The organism is Pseudomonas sp. 39004 (genome assembly GCF_028682155.1).
GTDB lineage: Bacteria > Pseudomonadota > Gammaproteobacteria > Pseudomonadales > Pseudomonadaceae > Aquipseudomonas > Aquipseudomonas capeferrum.
Genome location: NZ_JANIAG010000120.1, coordinates 1 through 17,365 on the forward strand (window position 1 = coordinate 1; position 17,365 = coordinate 17,365).

Here is a 17,365-nt window from a genome sequence, read left to right on the forward strand (position 1 = left end):
GGCAAACCGGCCTCACGGATCACCTTCGGCCAGCGGGGTCGCCAGCACAGCAGCAGGCTGACCCAGTGCGCGGTGCCGATGATGACGAAAGCGGGCCAGACCATGAGCATTACGAGTTTGAACAGCCAACTGCTTTTGCGGAAGAAACGGCCAAGGCCTTCGAACTGGGCGCTGAATGCCTGAATGGGTGAGGGCAGTTGAGTGCTCAGACGGGGGCGGGGGACGGCGTGTGGGCCTTCTTCCATGTAGCGGCGGATGAATTCCCATTCATCACGGAGTTCGCTGCCGCCTTGGCCTTGTTTACCGAGTAGGGCCATTTCCATGTGGGGGAGGCCGGTGCGGCTGGGGTGCCAGATCAGGCCAAGTCTCATTCCAACGCTGAGCGGGTCGTCCGCTGGATCAAGACCTGTGCTTCCGGTGCTTTTCCATGGAAATGTGACGATACCGCCGCAATAGCTTGGTCTATGCAGGTGGACTTGCTGTGTTATTCGGTTGAAGCGGATGAGCAGATGGCGGCTGGTCAGTACTTCTAATCGGCTAATTTTTATGCCGTATTTTGAATAGAAGTATAATGCAGCTCCTGAAACCAACCCCAAGATAATTGTAAGTACCACTCCAAAAAAGGAGATTGGGCCGGGCCTGGTGATATCCAGCCAAATAGAACCTACAGCAATGACTATTCCAACAATGATGCCGGGTAAGATTCCGCCTAATGTAATGAGTGTAATAAGGCCTCGCTTGTCTTCGGAGCCGCCACAGCGCATTTCAAGAAATGTCTTATTGAAAGCAAAAATAGGGCCGCGTGTGTGAGGCTTTTCGCTGACCTGTTGGAAATGTATTTCTTTTTCCAGGTCGCCCTCATAATAATCTTGGCTAGAGCGTCTTTCTGCAGGTGTCATCTCTGCTTCGTACGCCTTCCGTGCGTTCTCTGACTCTGTTGCCATCTGCCAGAAGCCCCATTCAACCAAGTACATTATAAGACCTCACTGAAAGCTGCATGGAGAGCGCTCAACTCTTCCAGTTCCTCAAAGAGTTTCGAATTTTTTCCGATCCGGAAGCAGCTGCGTTTGCACCACTTTCCCAAAGCATCGTCTTCAAAAAGATAAACTACTATCGTCAGGGCGAGACCTATCCAAAAAGCTCCCAGTACCAAACGCGCTAGTAGGAGGCGAGCGGCTTGTGCACCCAATTTTTTTGCAAGCACTCCCATTGATGAGGCCAGCATTCGTACAAGTTTAGTTTTGGCGTTGTGAGATAGATAGTCAAAAAAAGGTTTGGCGATTGCGATGGCTGCTCCTGCTTCTGCGAAAGAAAGTGTAATAGTTGCCAGGGATCTCAATGCATAAGCGGGGGCCAAAACTTGGGGTTTTGTTGTGCTTTTCCCGTTAAGATCGTCTTGACGATAGTTAAAATGTTCAGCCGCATCGGCGAAATCCCACCACGCCAATACCAGCCCTCCCATGCCCGCCAACCCAGCCCCCCAAAGCTTCAACCTCCCCAAGGTCGCCGCAGCGCCTCTCCCGGTCACGCTATTCGCGCCATACCTCACCACCACCTGATCCACATAACTGGCGCCAACTTCAAACCCGGCCGCAGCCGTGGTCATGGCCGCTGCCAGAAGCTCGGTCTTCACCCGCGCATCACTGTCGGGCAGCTCTCGTGCCTTGAATGCCATCAGCATTCCTTCCAGTAGGCAAACCAGCCCGGAGACACGCACTTTATAGAAATCACTGCTGTTGGCCTGCATCAGCCCTTCAGCCCAGGCCTGATCCAGATAGCGTGCAACCTGAGCACCGCTGCGCTGTGCATTCAGTGGTTGCCCACTGCGAGCAGCGTCGCCCAGGCGAATGTCGACAGCCGCTTCATGCACCGAGGCAAACAATGTGAGGCGCAGCCCATGGTGCAGGGCGCGGTCCATGCTGTTTGGTGACCCGGTACGCAGCACCTGCCGTCCCAGCGCGACGTACCAGGCATACAAACCGATGCTGGCAGTGCTGTTCCTGCTCTGTAGCTCTTCATACAGCGTATTGATGCGCCCGAAGGCGTTCGCCGCGATATGCGCTTGGCGGGCGAGCGCTTCACGCAACACGAACGATGTCTCTGCCGGCGGTTCGGCCTTGGCTGCTTCCTGCAACGCTGCTAGCGCTTCCCGGATGTCGTCCTGGTTATAGGTGATGCCGCGCATCGCCAGGTTGCAGCGGTCCGCCACATCGCTGCGCCACCAGTGGTCAAGGATGGCCGTGCCCAGTTCGCTGAGCTCCATGCCGATCACGCACTGGCCGGTCTGTTCGGCAAAGGCCAAGCCATTGATCAGGTCGGCGTTGTCGTAGCGGTCCAGCGTTTGTAGCAAACGCTTGCTTGTCACCCAGTAGGCATGGTCCTCGGCGCGGTCCTGAGCAGCCTGCTGGGCCTGCTGCATCGCCTGCTCGAAGCCTTCGAGCTGATCGTGCATGGCCTGGCGGTCGACCAGATGGCCGTATTTCTCGTCGAACTTCTTGCTGAATTCGCCAGCATCCTGACGGGCCTGGACTTTGGCGCGGACTTCGCGCTCGAACTGCGCGAGATGAGGTTTGATGCGTTCGTCATGGGCGTCGGCCTTCTGGCGGGCGTGATCGGTAAATCCATAGAAGTCCACAGGCGTCATCGGCTGCTTGCGCACAGTCTCGGCCATGACCTCTTGCTTGATAATCTTCTCAGCCACCATCTGCGGGTAGAGCTTTTCTATTTCCAGGAACGACTGCGCGACCAGCAATTTGCGCTCGTTGTCCACGCCAGGTTCCACGGTGCGCTGCAGCCATGTCGTCTTCACCTCGTCGACGGCGGCGTTACGCCAGGTATTGAGCTCCTGAGTGATGCCGATGGCGTCTTCGATCACGATGGCGGCGCCACGGGGTTTAGTTTGATTCATAAGCGGCGCCAGGGCTTGCCGTGAGGCATGCGGCGATACGATCTGGTCGTTGTTGAACGGCTGCAAGGCCAGCAGCGCCTGCAGCTGTGCATCGTCTTGCGCCTTGAAGTCAGCCACCCAGCCCAGTTGATCGTGTTTGAGTACGTTTGGCTGAGGCGGTGCATCCGAAGGCTGGATGAAGCGGGCGATATCGATGGAGGGCAGGCTGTTGCGATACTCGTCTTCCAGCACGCGGTAGTTGTCGAGCATGCGCGGTGTGAGCGGGGAGGGGCTGAACAACGGGCGCAGTTCCTGGATGTCGTCCAGGTCGTAGAGGGTGATGGTCCAACCGAAGGCGCTCAGGATTTCGTCCAGGTTGCCTGTGCTGGGGGCAGGCTCCCAAGGGGCGTCGGCGTTGATGTACAACAGTGAACCATTGGGCGCTACGCGGTACTGGCTGTGCCATTCGTAGGCCGGCGCGCTGTAGCGTTTGATCAGCAAGTAGAGAAAGCCTTCGCGCAGCGGGCGGATGGCATAGCTGGAGTGGGTCAGTTCACCCACATCCTGAAAGGGGCTGAGATAGCCTGGCAACTTGGGCAAGCGGGCGCGCTGTGCCGAGTTGCCGCCGACAGCGGCATAGCGCAGGGGCAGCAGTTCGAAACGGCGTGTGCAATCGGCGACAGGGCTGTTACGTAGTGCCGGGCGGTAGCCGGCTGTAACACGTCTGCACAGTTCGAGCGTTTGGGTGAGCGAGTCCATGGGGGTGTGCCTCAGGCCTTGGTGCGCAGGTATTGCTGCACGTTGTCGATAAGGGCGGTCCGCTGCTCGCGTGTCGCAGCGATTGCTTCCTGCCAGGACGGTGATGTGCTCAGCTGTTCACCGTCGCGCGCCGTCATCAGTACATAGGTGATGAGGTCCTCCTCACGGTCCAGGCCTTGCTCACGTGCCTGATCGAGGTAGTGCTGGAGCAGGCCAACCCGTGTGCCGTGGCAAGCAGCGGCCAAGGTGGGGCAGGACTGCTCGCCCTTCAGTATCTCGGCAAGTTGGTAGCTCAGTGGGTCTCCCGCCAATGCAGCCCAGCAGTTATCGTCCAGCGTGATGGGCGTGATGTGTGCAGGTGGCGCTTGGTTGCCGCCGGCTATCTTCAACCACAGTGTTTTGTGCGGGTCCGCCACGGGTGCCCACCAGTGATAGATAGGCGCCAACCACTCGCTGACCCCAGGCAACTGGCGGTGTGCAGCCAGCACGCCAAGGGCTGCAGCGGTGTGGTAGCGCATAAGGTAAGCGTGGCCATCTGCACCGGTGACGATGTTGGCCTGGCTCAAGTGTCGGGCGAGCAGGCCAGGTGGCAACGCGCTGACTATCCAGCCGCATACCGCACCCACTGCGCCTTGTTCGAGCTGCCATTGAAAGTCGTATTGGGCTGAGACATCAGAACCGGGGCGCGAACCGAATAGCCAGGGCCCTACTGCTCGCAAGTTGCTGAATTGAGCTTGCTGCAACAGTGGCCAGCAGCGCCCCGAGTAATACTCGGTCAGCTCTTCACGAATTTGAGGTGAAAGATCGGCCATTTCGACAATGGCGCTCAGGCGATACCGATCGGAGGTTCTCAGTACCTCGACCAGTGCTCTGACGAAAGGGCTCGGCATCAGTGGGTGCCCCCCATGCGGATCATGTTATGGCCGTCCGCGATCGCTTTCAGCATGCAGCTGAGGCAAATGGGCTCGCCGGGCTCCGGTATGCCGGCGGTCGAAGTTGTACGTTGGCTGCCCACTGCCTGCTGGCTGACCGGCCCTCTGAACGCGAGTGCCACGCCATCCAACGTCACACCGGCCCCATCGATCCGCAGCAGCCCGCCCGGGCTTCTGATTGTGAGGCTCTCGCTGACCTGTATGTCGTACACCTTGGTGGTGTGCCGGATGGCTTCCCCGGTTTGCAATAGGTTATGACCTGCCACCACTTGTTCGAGGTGGCCACCGATCTCTACCGTGTGGTTGGCTTTGGTGAAGTCCTGGCGGTGATTGCCAACTTTCTCGATCCGGTCCTGCCCTGTGACGATGGTATGGGTTCGGCCGATTGACAGGCTGTCGTCATTGCCAATTTCGTGTACGCGGTTCTGGCCAATGCTGAGTGACTCGTCTTGGGCGACATCTTCCCGGCGGTCCCGGCCAATCGAAATCGTTTCGTCTTGCTCCACGCGTTCGGCGCGATCGTTGCCGACCTGCGTGGTTTCGTTGTGCTTTACAACGTTGTTCTGGTCCCGTTCTGCGTGGATGAACACTTCTTGTCGGCCCAGTTCGTCTTCGAAGCGCAGCTCGTTGTAACCACCGCCCTTGTGGGTCTGGCTCTTGATGGTCATGCGCGTCTTGTGTTCGGGCAGGTCGTAGGGCGGAAGCTGATTGCCGCAGTAGGTACGGCCGGTGATCATCGGCTGGTCCGGGTCGGCGTTGACATACTGGATGATCACGTCCTGGCCGATACGTGGGATGGCCATCGAGCCCCAGCTACCACCGGCCCAGCCTTGCGAAACCCGCACCCAGCAGGAGCTGAATTCATTGTTCTCGCTCTCCCGGTCCCAGGGGAAGCTGACCTTGACCCGGCCCCACGAATCGCAATAGATCTCCTCGTCAGGCGGGCCGACGACGGTTGCCATATGCGGGCCGTCGATGCGCGGCTTGGCCAGCGGCGCCGGGCGCCACTCGGCTCTGCCCGGCACCAGCACTGCGGCCTGCGAGTAACGAGTACCTTGCTGGGCGCCCGCGGCTTCCTCCTGCAGGCTGGTAAACTGGGTACCTTCATGGTGCACGTTGATCACACGCCAGTGCACGTTCAAGTCGCCCCGAGGGTGCTCGATCAGGGTGAAACTCAGCCCCGGTTGCAGGCGCACATCATCGCCTTCCACTTCGGCAATGCGGGCATCATGGCGCAGAGCGGTGATCCGGGTGGCCGTGAAGGGCACGCCGACAGCGTCACGCTTGTAGCGGCCGGGGTAGTCGAAGTACTCGTACGCTGTAGATTGATGTTTCAGGTCACTGGCGTCTGCGCGATGCTCCTGCCGGTAGGCCGGGTTGGTGAAAGTGTAATCCCGTTGCACCTGGCGCGCAGTACGCACCTGCTCGCTGTAGCGCAACCGGTGCAGGCAAGGCATCGCCTGGTCACCCCCCCGGTTGGAACGGTACAGCACCTGATTGGGGTCGATGTCGTCGTCATCGAAGCCTTCGTCGTCATCGCGCTGGATGACACCACGGCTGATCTGCCCCAGCCACAGCAAGCGGTCGGTGAAGAGCAGCATGTGTTGCTTCGGCGTGTGCTCGAAGCGGTAGACGAACCCTTCTTCGGCAGCCAGGCGGGCGATGAAAGCGAGATCGGTTTCACCGGCTTGCACGCAGAACTCGCGTACTTGATGCTCGCCGCTGCTGTTCAGCTGAAAATGAAGGATGCCTTGGCGCTTAAGCATGATTTCAAGTATTTGCGGCACGGTCTTCTGCTGGAAGATGCGCCAGTTGGAGCGCAGCCCGGCGCGCGCCAGCATGGGTTCGACCAAGGCGCGATAACGTGTACGGCAAAAACCTGTGTCGCCTTGGCTGAAGGTGCTGACCAGGCCGTGCACGTAGCGCAGCGCGCGCTCCCCACGCCAAATGGTAAACAGCACAGGTTTGTCGAGCAGTTGGCCGAAATCGACTTCATCGTCGAAGCTGATCAGCTCCAGGTTGAGCTGGTAGGGTGTACTTATCGCTTCGTTGAGCTCGAACGAAACCACTTCGAATTCACTCTGACCAGCCAGCGGCTGGAAGGTGAAGTAAAAGTCGGACTGGCTGGGCATGCGGATTCCCTCGAAAGTCAGGCAGCGTCTGCAAAGGGCATGGGCCACCCGTGCGATCAGACGTAAGCGTTTAGCTGGAGCCTGAACACTAACGAGGAATCAGTTCACTGGAGAGTATTGAGCGTCCTAAACAGTTGTAGGAAGTTTCGTTTTTTACTTTGCTAGGAAACTATTGGTTGCAGCTAGAGAAGGCCGTGGGTGCTTTAAAGTGCCGGGTGTGAAAAAACCTTGGCGAGCCACGGATTCCCGCAGCTTGGCTTTAGCTGTGGCCAGAAAGTCAAGCATGAAACCGGTTTCAAAACATTTCTGAACGCGTTAGATTATTCGGCTGTCTTCTTGATGGCCTATCAAGATCACCCCCCACATTGAACATCAGACGGTTCGTTTCAAGGCCGCCCCCAAGCCGATGAGGATTCGTAATGCCTGAGCATGCCCCCGATAACCCACGCAGGGACTTCCTGCGCAAGACCTTGACCCTGATACCCGTCGTGACCGTCGCCAGCACGGGGCTGGGCGTGGGTGCCAGCCAGTTGCTTGCGGCCCCGCAGCACGCACCCAAAGTGCCTGCCACGCCGCCGGCGGGGCACTACCAGCCGACCTTTTTCACCGCCGAGGAGTGGGCGTTTCTGCAAGCCGCTGTTGCCCGCATCATCCCCGCCGATGAGCTTGGCCCTGGCGCGCTTGAGGCCGGCGCCGCCGAATTCATCGACCGCCAGATGAATACCCCGTATGCAACCGGCGCGCAGTGGTACATGCAGGGGCCGTTCAATGCCGACGCCGCCCCAGAGTTGGGTTATCAGTTGCAACTCAGCCCGCAACAGATCTATCGCCTGGGCATCGCCGCCGTGGATGACTGGTGCAAAGCCAACTCCGGACACGTTTTTGCTGCGCAAGATAGCGCTACCCGGGACCGTATTCTCGCCAAGGTGGAAGCCGGTGAGCTGGTTTTCGACGCCCTTCCGGCCAAGCTGTTTTTCAGCTTGCTGGTGCAGAACACCCGCGAAGGGTTCTTCTGCGACCCGATTCACGGCGGCAACAAAGGCATGGTGGGCTGGACCCAGATCGGTTGCCCCGGTGCTCGGGCCGACTTCATGGACTGGGTCGAGCGCAATGAGCCGTACCCGTTCCCGGCTGTGTCCATCCGCGGCGAGAGGGCCTGAACCATGGCGAATGTGTTGAAGAAAGTTGATGCTGTGATCGTCGGTTTCGGCTGGGCCGGCGCGATTATGGCCAAGGAGCTTACCGAAGCAGGGCTGCAGGTCGTTGCCCTGGAACGTGGCCCGATGCAGGATACCTACCCCGAGGGCAGCTACCCGCAGGTGATCGATGAACTCACCTACAGCGTGCGCAAGAAGCTGTTCGTCGATGTGTCGAAAGAGACCGTCACCATCCGCCACAGCGTCAACGATGTCGCGTTGCCCAACCGCCAGCTGGGCGCGTTCTTGCCAGGCAAGGGCGTAGGTGGCGCGGGCCTGCACTGGTCTGGTGTGCATTTTCGGGTAGACCCGATCGAGCTGCGCATGCGCAGCCACTACGAAGAACGCTACGGCAAGGCGTTCATCCCCGAAGACATGACCATTCAGGACTTCGGCGTCACGTATCAGGAGCTTGAGCCGTACTTCGACTTTGCCGAGAAGGTCTTCGGCACCTCGGGCCAGGCCTGGACCGTCAACGGTACGGTGGTCGGCGCGGGGAAGGGCGGCAACCCCTATGCCGCTGATCGCTCCAGCCCGTTCCCGCTGCCCGCACAGAAGAACGTGGTGTCGGCAAAACTGTTTGAAAAGGCCGCGACCAGCCTGGGCTACAAACCGTACAACCTGCCTTCGGCCAATACCTCCGGGCCCTACACCAACCCCTACGGGGCGCAGATGGGGCCGTGCAATTTCTGCGGTTTCTGCAGTGGCTACGTCTGCTACATGTACTCCAAGGCCTCGCCCAACGTGAACATCCTGCCGGCGCTGCGCCAGGTACCGAATTTCGAGCTGCGCGCCAATGCCCATGTGTTGCGGGTGAACCTGGACGACAGCAAACGCAACGCCACCGGCGTGACCTACATCGACGCGCAAGGGCGGGAAGTGGAGCAGCCGGCGGACCTGGTCATCCTCGCGGCCTTCCAGTTCAACAACGTGCGGCTGATGCTGCTGTCGGGCATCGGCAAACCGTACGACCCGGTCAAGAACGAAGGCGTGGTCGGGCGCAACTTCGCCTATCAGAACATGGGTACGGTCAAGGCGTTCTTCGACAAGGACACCTACACCAACAACTTCATCGGCGCCGGCGGCAACGGCATTGCGATCGATGACTTCAACGCAGACAACTTCGACCACGGGCCATATGGTTTCGTCGGCGGCTCGCCCATGTGGGTGAACCAGGCCGGCAGCCGCCCGATCGCCGGCATCGCCAACCCGCCCGGCACGCCCGCCTGGGGCAGCGCCTGGAAAAAGGCCACCGCCGACTACTACACCCACCAGGTGTCGATGGACGCACATGGCGCGCACCAGTCGTACCGGGGCAACTACCTGGACCTGGACCCCACCTACCGCGATGCCTTCGGCCAACCGTTGCTGCGCATGACCTTCGACTGGCAGGAAAACGACATCAAGATGAACCAGTTCATGGTCGACAAACTCAGCAAGGTCGCCCAGGCGATGAACCCCAAGTCCATTGCCGTGCTGGGCAAGAAGGTCAAGGAACACTTCAACACCGCCAGCTACCAGACGACTCACCTCAACGGCGGCGCGATCATGGGCACCGACCCCAAGACCAGCGCACTGAACCGTTACCTGCAGAGCTGGGACGTGCCCAACGTCTTCGTCCCGGGGGCGTCTGCGTTCCCGCAGGGGTTGGGTTACAACCCGACCGGGCTGGTGGCGGCCCTGACGTATTGGTCTGCCCGCGCGATCCGCGAGCAGTACCTGAAAAACCCTGGCCCACTGGTTCAGGCTTGAGGAGCGATGAGCATGAAGATAATGTTGATCGCAACGGCCCTGTGCGCTGCAAGCCTGACGGCTCAAGCTGACAGTACGCTGGTGAAACAGGGCGAATACCTGGCGCGCGCAGGTGACTGCGTGGCCTGCCACACGGCCAAAGGCGGCAAGCCGTTCGCAGGCGGGCTGCCCATGGAAACCCCCATCGGCACAGTGTACTCGACCAATATCACCCCTGACGCCAGCGGTATCGGCCATTACAGTTTTGAAGACTTCGACCAGGCCGTGCGCCGTGGCGTCGGCAAGGACGGCAGCACCTTGTACCCCGCCATGCCGTACCCCTCGTATGCGCGCGTCAACGATGAAGACATGCGTGCGCTGTATGCCTACTTCATGCAAGGCGTCGAGCCGGTTGCCCAGCCCAATAAGGCGACGGATATTCCATGGCCGTTGAGCATGCGCTGGCCGTTGGCGATCTGGCGCGGGTTGTTCGCCCCAGAAGTGAAAGCCTGGCAGGCCTCGGCGGCTGCCGACCCGGTGGTCAATCGCGGTGCCTACCTGGTCGAGGGGCTTGGCCACTGCGGCGCCTGCCATACCCCGCGCGCCTTGACCATGCAGGAAAAGGCGCTGAGCCCGCAGGATGGCGAGCAGTTTCTGGCCGGCAGCGCCCCGCTTGAAGGCTGGATCGCCAAGAGCCTTCGCGGCGACCACAAGGATGGCCTGGGCAGTTGGAGCGAAGCGCAACTGGTGCAGTTCCTCAAGACTGGCCGAAGCGAGCGCAGCGCCGTGTTCGGCGGCATGAGCGATGTGGTCGAGCACAGCATGCAGTACATGAGCGACGCAGACCTCACCGCCATTGCCCGTTACCTCAAGACGTTGCCCGCGAGCAATCCTGACGACAAGCCGCATGTGTATGACAAGCAGGTCGCACAAGCGCTTTGGAACGGCGATGACAGCAAGCCCGGCGCGTCGGTGTACATCGATAACTGCGCGGCCTGCCACCGTACCGATGGCCACGGCTATACCCGGGTATTCCCGGCATTGGCCGGCAACCCGGTGGTGCAGACGGCCGATGCGACCTCGCTGATCCATGTGGTACTGGCCGGCGGCACGGTGCCTGCCACGCACACGGCCCCGTCGAACTTGACCATGCCGGCGTTCGGTTGGCGGTTGAGTGACCAGGAAGTGGCGGATGTGGTCAGTTTCATACGCACCAGCTGGGGGAACCAGGGTGGGGCGGTGAAGGCGGGCGAGGTCGCCAAGTTGCGGACCGATGACATGAAGCATACGTCTGGGGATGACCTTGGGCAGGTGACAACCCATTAACCCTCAGGGGGGGGCTCTGCGCCCCTTACGCTTTGGTCAAGGTAAATCCCGACGAACGGTAGGTGACTAAATGCGCCGGTTTTGATGTATTGAAACCGGTTTCATACCGTCACCGACAATAATCACAAGGGACACCGATGACCGACATGCCTGCCAATGCCCGCGAGCGGGTGACCATCAGCGAAGTAGCCCGTGTCGCCGGCGTATCCAAAGCCACCGTCTCGCGCTACATCGGGGGTGATCGCCAGTTGCTGGCCGAGGCCACCGCCAAGCGCCTGGCAGAGGTCATCGAGCGCCTCGGCTATCGCCCCAACCAGATGGCCAGGGGCCTGAAGCGCGGCCAGACCCGGCTGATCGGCATGTTGGTGGCGGACATCCTCAACCCTTATTCGGTGGCGGTGATGCATGGCGTCGAAACCGCCTGCCGCCAGCACGGCTACAGCCTGGTGGTGTGCAACACCAACCGCGACGACGAGCAGGAGCGCCATCACCTGGTGGCCCTGCAGTCTTACAACGTCGAGGGGTTGATCGTGAACACCCTCGGCCATCATCCCGGCGAACTGCTCAACCTGCAGCGCGAAATCCCCATGGTCCTTGTCGACCGTCAATTACCTGAACTCGAGGTCGACCTGGTCGGGCTGGACAATGCCGATGCCGTCGAACAAGCCCTGGACCACCTGCAGGCGCAGGGCTACCGCGACATTCTGGCAGTCACCGAACCCCTCGACGGCACCAGCTCGCGTGTTGAGCGGGTGCAGGCGTTCGGTGCGTCCATCAGCCGGCGTTCAGGGATGCACCACCAGGTGCTGGAAGTCACCCCAGACCTGGGAGCCGGCCTGGCTTCGTTTCTTGCGGCCAGCGGCCATGGTCCGCAGGCCATCTTCACCTGCAACGGCGTGGCCACGCTGGCCGTTACCCGCGCCCTGCACGACTCGGGTTGCAGCTTGTTCGAGGACGTCGGCCTGATCGCCCTCGACGAACTGGACTGGTACCCCTTGGTCGGTAGCGGCATCACCGCATTGGCCCAGCCCACCGGGCGAATCGGCGTGGCCGCCTTCAACTGCCTGCTCGACCGCCTGCGCGGCGAAAGCGGGGCACCCCGACGTATCGACTTCAAAGCCGACTTGATCATCCGAGGCTCAACACACTCACGCGAATGAACCACAGGCACGTGGCGGTTAGGCCGTGCCGAAAAATGAAACCGGTTTCATAAGGACAATAACAATGCGCTCGAACCCCGTTTCCATCAGTCTGTCCAGCTACGGCGCCACCTTGGTACGCCAGCGCGGCCAGGCGCACTTTCTGGGCTTGCTGGCCGCCGCAGGCGTTGCCCGTGTCGAATTGCGCGAAGAGCTGTTCGACAGTGCGCCGGACGCCGCCGCGCTGGCCAACGCCATCGCCGCGTCAAAGCTCGAATGCCTTTACTCGACACCCCTTGAACTGTGGACCGAGCAAGGGGTGCCCGATGCCCGGCTGACACAGAAACTGGCGTTGGCGCGCGCACTCGGCGCGGTGGCGTTGAAGGTGTCCCTGGGGCACTACAACGACCGCTGCGATGTGGGGGCGTTGGCAACGCTGTTACCTCACGACGGCCCTGTGTTGTTGGTCGAAAACGACCAGACCGAGCAGGGCGGGCGCATCGAGCCGATGCGCCGGTTCTTCCAGCGCGCCGACGACCTTGGCCTGGCGCTGGGCATGACCTTCGACATCGGTAACTGGCAATGGCAAGCGCAATCGGCGCAGCAAGCGGCCCGCACGCTTGGGCGCTGGGTGCGTTATGTGCACTGCAAGGCGGTCATACGTAAGCCTGACGGCCGGCTGGCCGCAGTGCCCCCGCAAGTTCAAGACCTGCTGGCCTGGGAGGCCTTGCTGGGCGAGTTCACACCCGGTGTGGTGCGTGCGGTGGAATACCCCTTGGTCAGCGACGATCTGCTGGCGTTGACCCGTGCTCAGGTTGCCGCCCTGTCCGCACTGGGCGAGGAGGTGAGCCATGCATGAGCATGACGTGCTGTGCTTTGGCGAGACCATGGCCATGTTCGTGGCCGAGCAGACCGGCGACCTGGCGCAGGTCGGGCAGTTCGGCAAGCGTATCGCCGGTGCCGACAGCAACGTGGCCATCGGCCTGTCGCGCCTCGGCTTCAAGGTCCGCTGGCTGAGCCGCGTTGGCGACGACTCGCTGGGCCGCTTCGTTCTCGACAGCCTGCGCCGCGAAGGGCTGGACTGCACTGATGTCGAAGTCGACTGCAAACACCCCACCGGCTTTCAGCTCAAGGCCCGCTGCGAGGATGGCAGCGACCCTGCCGTGGAGTACTTCCGCGGCCACTCCGCTGCCAGCCTGCTATCGCCGAACCAGGTCCGCCCGCATTGGCTGCAGGCCCGGCATCTGCACGCCACCGGCATCCCCTTGGCGCTTTCGACCGGGTGCAGGGCGTTGTCCCACGCGCTGGTGGACGCCATGCGCGCGGCCGGGCGCAGCATTTCGTTCGACCCCAACCTGCGCCCCTCGCTGTGGCCAGACCGCACGTGCATGGTCCGCGAGATCAACGCCCTGGCCGTCAAGGCCGACTGGGTGCTGCCCGGCCTGGAGGAGGGGCGCCTGCTGACTGGCCAGCACACCCCGGCGGACATCGCCGCGTTCTACCTCGACAAAGGGGTGGAGCTGGTGGTGATCAAGCTGGGTGATGAGGGCGCCTATTTTCGCACCGGCAAATGCGAGGGCCAGGTGGCTGCGGTGCCGGTGGCCAAGGTGGTGGACACCGTCGGCGCCGGTGACGCCTTTGCCGTCGGTGTACTCAGTGCCTTGCTCGAAGGCCGCGAACTGCCGCAGGCGGTGGCGCGCGGCAACTGGTGTGGCAGCCGCGCCGTGCAGTCGCGCGGTGATATGGAAGGCTTGCCGCTGCGCCGCGAACTGGAGGAGCACGACCTGCGCAGGCGCGCTTGACGGCCTGATCCCGAACCCTTGGTACCTGTTGCAACAAAAACAAAAAGCTCAGGAGCACACATCATGCAAACGACAAGTCTCGCGCGCCGCCGCTGGTGGTACATCATCCCGATCGTGTTCGTCACCTACAGCCTGGCGTACCTCGACCGCGCAAACTATGGGTTCGCCGCCGCTTCCGGCATGGCCGACGACCTGAAGATCACCCCGGTGCTGTCGTCGCTGCTGGGGGCGCTGTTCTTCCTCGGTTACTTCTTCTTCCAGGTACCCGGCGCCATCTACGCCGAAAAACGCAGCGTGAAGAAGCTGATCTTCGTCAGCCTGATCCTCTGGGGCGGCCTGGCTACCCTGACGGGCATGATCAGCAATGTGTACATGCTGATCGGCATCCGCTTCCTGCTCGGGGTGGTGGAAGCCGCGGTAATGCCGGCGATGCTGGTGTACCTCTGCCACTGGTTCACCCGCGCCGAACGCTCGCGGGCCAACACCTTCCTGATGCTCGGCAACCCGGTGACCATCCTGTGGATGTCGGTGGTGTCGGGCTACCTCATCAAACATTACGACTGGCGTTGGATGTTCATCATCGAAGGCCTGCCGGCGGTGATCTGGGCGTTCTTCTGGTGGCGCCTGGTGGATGACCGGCCAGCCCAGGTCAACTGGTTGAGCGCGCAGGAAAAGGCCAGCCTGGAGCAAGCCCTGGCAGCGGAACAGCAGGGCATAAAGCCTGTGAAAAACTACCGCGAGGCGTTCCGTTCGCCGCAGGTGATCATCCTGTCGATGCAGTACTTCTGCTGGAGCATCGGGGTTTATGGCTTCGTGCTCTGGCTGCCCTCGATTCTGAAGCAGGCGGCGAACGTCGACATCGTGCAGGCGGGCTGGCTGTCGTCGGTGCCGTATCTGGCAGCGGTGCTGGCCATGGTCGGGGTGTCCTGGGCTTCGGACCGCTTGCAGAAGCGCAAGCGTTTCGTCTGGCCACCCTTGCTGATCGCGGCGCTGGCCTTCTATGGCTCGTATGCCTTGGGCAGCGAGCACTTCTGGTGGTCCTACGCACTGCTGGTGATCGCCGGGGCCTGCATGTACGCGCCCTATGGCCCGTTCTTCGCTATTGTCCCGGAAATCCTCCCCAGCAACGTTGCCGGTGGCGCCATGGCGCTGATCAACAGCATGGGCGCGCTGGGTTCCTTCGGCGGCTCTTGGCTGGTGGGTTACCTCAATGGCGCCACCGGCGGGCCGGGTGCCTCTTACCTGTTCATGTGCGGCGCGTTGCTGACCGCCGTCGCGCTCACGGCAGCGCTGAAAACAACCCAAACGCCTGGCCGTGCCAAGCGCGGCGGCTCCCACCTGGCAATGAGCCAACAGGAAACCTTGGTATGAAAAAGCGAATCGTGCTGTACAAACGCCTGTCCGACGACCTCATGGCGCGCCTGCAACAACAGGTTGAAGTGACCTGGGTGGATACCACGCGGCCGGACGGCCTGGCCCGCCTGCGTGATGCCTTGCCTGGCGCTCAGGGGCTGCTGGGCGCGAGCCTGCGGCTAGACAGCAGCCTGCTCGACCTGGCCCCGCAATTGAAGGTGATCGCCAGTGTGTCGGTGGGGGTCGACAATTACGACATTGCCGACCTGACCCGACGCGGCATCATGCTGACCAACACCCCAGACGTACTCACCGAAACCACCGCCGATACTGGCTTTGCCTTGATCCTGGCCAGTGCGCGTCGGGTGGTGGAGCTGGCGGGCTGGGTGCGTGACGGCCAGTGGCAGGCCAGCCTCGGGCCGGCGCATTTTGGTAGCGATGTGCATGGCAAGACCTTGGGTATCGTCGGTATGGGGCGTATTGGCCAAGCGCTGGCGCGGCGCGGCGCGGCCGGCTTCGGGATGCGCGTGCTCTACCACAGCCCACGCCCCAAGCCAGAGGTGGGGGCGCTTTACGACGCGCGCCATTGCAGCCTGGACGATCTGTTGCAACATTCGGATTTCGTGTGCCTGACCGTACCGCTGTGTGCCAGCACCGAGGGCCTGATCGGCACCCGCGAGCTGGCACTGATGAAGCCGCAGGCGTTTCTGGTGAACATTGCACGGGGGCGGGTGGTGGACGAAGCCGCGCTGATCGCGGCCTTGCGTGAAAAGCGTATCCGTGGCGCGGGCCTGGACGTGTTCGTTCAGGAACCCTTGCCGAGCGATTCGCCCCTATTGCAACTGGACAACGTGGTGGCGACCCCGCATATCGGCTCGGCGACGCATGATACCCGCGAGGCCATGGCGCGCTGCGCCGTAGACAACCTGCTCAGCGCGCTGGCCGGTGAACGCCCGGCGAACCTGGTGAACGAAACGCCCAGGCGCTGACCCGACAGGGCGCGGCCGTTACCGGCAGTTGCCAGCCTTGCGGTAGCCCGCAGCCTGCGCCTCGCCTTCGGAGCCGAACATCACCTGGTTCTTCGAGGCCACCTGGGCGTAACCCGGGCAACCATTGGCCAGGTGATAGATATGGCTGTTGCGGTTGCCGAGCACTGCGCCGGTTGCTGCGCTGCTGGCCAGGCTGGGCTTGGCCGCGTCCTTGGCGGGCTTGGCCGGCAGGGCTTGCACAACGCCGCTGCCAACGGGCTTGTAGTTGGCTGTCCACTTGCGCTCGCCGGTCACGAACGGGTTGGCGTGCCCCATGATGGCGGCGATGCGCCGGTTGCGCTCCTGCTCCCAGGCCGAGACGGGGTGCTGCTTGTCCCAGGCCATCAGCAGTTGTTGCTGCTGGCGCGACATGCTCAGCTTGTAGCGGTCGAACATGTAGAACGTGGTGCGGGCAACCAGGCCTTTGACTTCGTCGCGGGGTTCGGCGGCGCGCTGCACGAAATCGACCTTGGTCGGGCACTGGCCATATTGGCCGGCGTTGCCGGCAACCATGCCGTAGTTGAAGTTGCTGCGGTCACCGTTGACCTCCCCCACGGCCGGGTAGAGGTTGAACAGGTCTGCTTCCATGGCGCGGAAGACCGGGTCGTCATCGACACAATGCTCGCGACCGCCGTTCTTCCAGCACTGGCGCTGATTACCGAAGGTATAGGCGGGCACGATGTGTTCCCACTCGGTACGCTCGGCGCGGTTTTGCTGCTTGCGGGTCTCGTATCCGCAGGAGGCGGCGTCGATGCGCCCACCCGACTTGCCCACCCAGGTCCATTTGCAACCGCAATACAGGTCGCCCATGGCGCTGCTTGCCTGGTCCAGGTAGATCTTCTGTTTGGCGACGACCTTGGCTTCGGTAAAGGTCGAAGGCGGGTTGGCGAAGGCGGGGAGGTTGACGGCGAGGAGCAGGGATACGGCGTAGAGCAGTTTTTTCATGGGGGAAAGCAGATTTCAGAGACGGGCACGCATTGTAATCAAAAAAAGCCTAAGTAACTGATTTTACTGGGCTGCATGAAGCCGCCTGGGCAACGCCGCCCGGCTGGGTAAAAACTACCCAGTATTGTTCAGATC

General features: G+C 61.7%; 13 protein-coding genes. 8 read left to right on the plus strand and 5 right to left on the minus strand.

Features of this window, described 5'->3' with window-relative positions; genetic code table 11:
* From NP534_RS19105 to NP534_RS19120, 4 genes are all read right to left on the minus strand, one after another.
* Positions 1 to 974: DUF6708 domain-containing protein (locus NP534_RS19105; protein ID WP_274099728.1), on the minus strand; the 974-nt coding region annotated here is incomplete at its 3' end.
* Positions 974 to 3,646 (minus strand): T6SS effector BTH_I2691 family protein, encoded by a 2,673-nt coding sequence (locus tag NP534_RS19110; RefSeq protein ID WP_274099729.1) that lies wholly within the window; start codon positions 3,644 to 3,646, stop codon positions 974 to 976. The genes NP534_RS19105 and NP534_RS19110, both read right to left, overlap by 1 nt.
* A gap of 11 nt (positions 3,647 to 3,657) precedes the next feature.
* Positions 3,658 to 4,536: a DUF4123 domain-containing protein gene (locus NP534_RS19115; RefSeq protein ID WP_274099730.1), complete on the minus strand. Its 879-nt coding sequence runs from the start codon at positions 4,534 to 4,536 to the stop codon at positions 3,658 to 3,660.
* Positions 4,536 to 6,710 (minus strand): type VI secretion system Vgr family protein, encoded by a 2,175-nt coding sequence (locus tag NP534_RS19120; protein ID WP_274099731.1) that lies wholly within the window; start codon positions 6,708 to 6,710, stop codon positions 4,536 to 4,538. The genes NP534_RS19115 and NP534_RS19120 overlap by 1 nt, the downstream gene beginning before the upstream one ends.
* Positions 6,711 to 7,129: 419 nt before the next feature.
* Between NP534_RS19120 and NP534_RS19125 the strand changes: the two genes are divergently transcribed.
* From NP534_RS19125 to NP534_RS19160, 8 genes are all read left to right on the plus strand, one after another.
* Positions 7,130 to 7,870, plus strand: a complete 741-nt coding sequence (locus NP534_RS19125) for a gluconate 2-dehydrogenase subunit 3 family protein (RefSeq protein WP_274099732.1) — start codon at positions 7,130 to 7,132, stop codon at positions 7,868 to 7,870.
* 3 nt (positions 7,871 to 7,873) lie between these two features.
* Positions 7,874 to 9,658 carry a GMC family oxidoreductase gene (locus NP534_RS19130; protein WP_033697975.1) on the plus strand — a complete coding sequence of 595 codons (1,785 nt, stop codon included), beginning with the start codon at positions 7,874 to 7,876 and terminating at the stop codon, positions 9,656 to 9,658.
* A 12-nt stretch (positions 9,659 to 9,670) separates the two neighbouring features.
* Positions 9,671 to 10,963, plus strand: a complete 1,293-nt coding sequence (locus NP534_RS19135; protein WP_274099733.1) for a cytochrome c — start codon at positions 9,671 to 9,673, stop codon at positions 10,961 to 10,963.
* Positions 10,964 to 11,100: 137 nt separating this feature from the next.
* Entirely contained in the window at positions 11,101 to 12,123 is a 1,023-nt protein-coding gene (locus NP534_RS19140) for a LacI family DNA-binding transcriptional regulator (RefSeq protein ID WP_274099734.1), read from the plus strand.
* 64 nt (positions 12,124 to 12,187) lie between these two features.
* Entirely contained in the window at positions 12,188 to 12,961 is a 774-nt protein-coding gene (locus tag NP534_RS19145) for an AP endonuclease (RefSeq protein WP_274099735.1), read from the plus strand.
* Positions 12,954 to 13,904, plus strand: a complete 951-nt coding sequence (locus NP534_RS19150; protein WP_274099736.1) for a sugar kinase — start codon at positions 12,954 to 12,956, stop codon at positions 13,902 to 13,904. Before NP534_RS19145 ends, NP534_RS19150 begins: the two co-directional genes overlap by 8 nt.
* Before the next feature lie 63 nt (positions 13,905 to 13,967).
* A complete protein-coding gene (locus NP534_RS19155) occupies positions 13,968 to 15,275 on the plus strand; it encodes an MFS transporter (RefSeq protein ID WP_033697970.1) in 1,308 nt (435 codons plus the stop codon).
* A complete protein-coding gene (locus NP534_RS19160; protein ID WP_274099737.1) occupies positions 15,272 to 16,246 on the plus strand; it encodes a 2-hydroxyacid dehydrogenase in 975 nt (324 codons plus the stop codon). Before NP534_RS19155 ends, NP534_RS19160 begins: the two co-directional genes overlap by 4 nt.
* 18 nt (positions 16,247 to 16,264) lie before the next feature.
* Here the strand turns inward: NP534_RS19160 and NP534_RS19165 are convergent, their stop codons facing one another.
* Positions 16,265 to 17,230 (minus strand): endonuclease, encoded by a 966-nt coding sequence (locus NP534_RS19165; RefSeq protein WP_274099738.1) that lies wholly within the window; start codon positions 17,228 to 17,230, stop codon positions 16,265 to 16,267.
* Positions 17,231 to 17,365 lie beyond the last annotated feature (135 nt).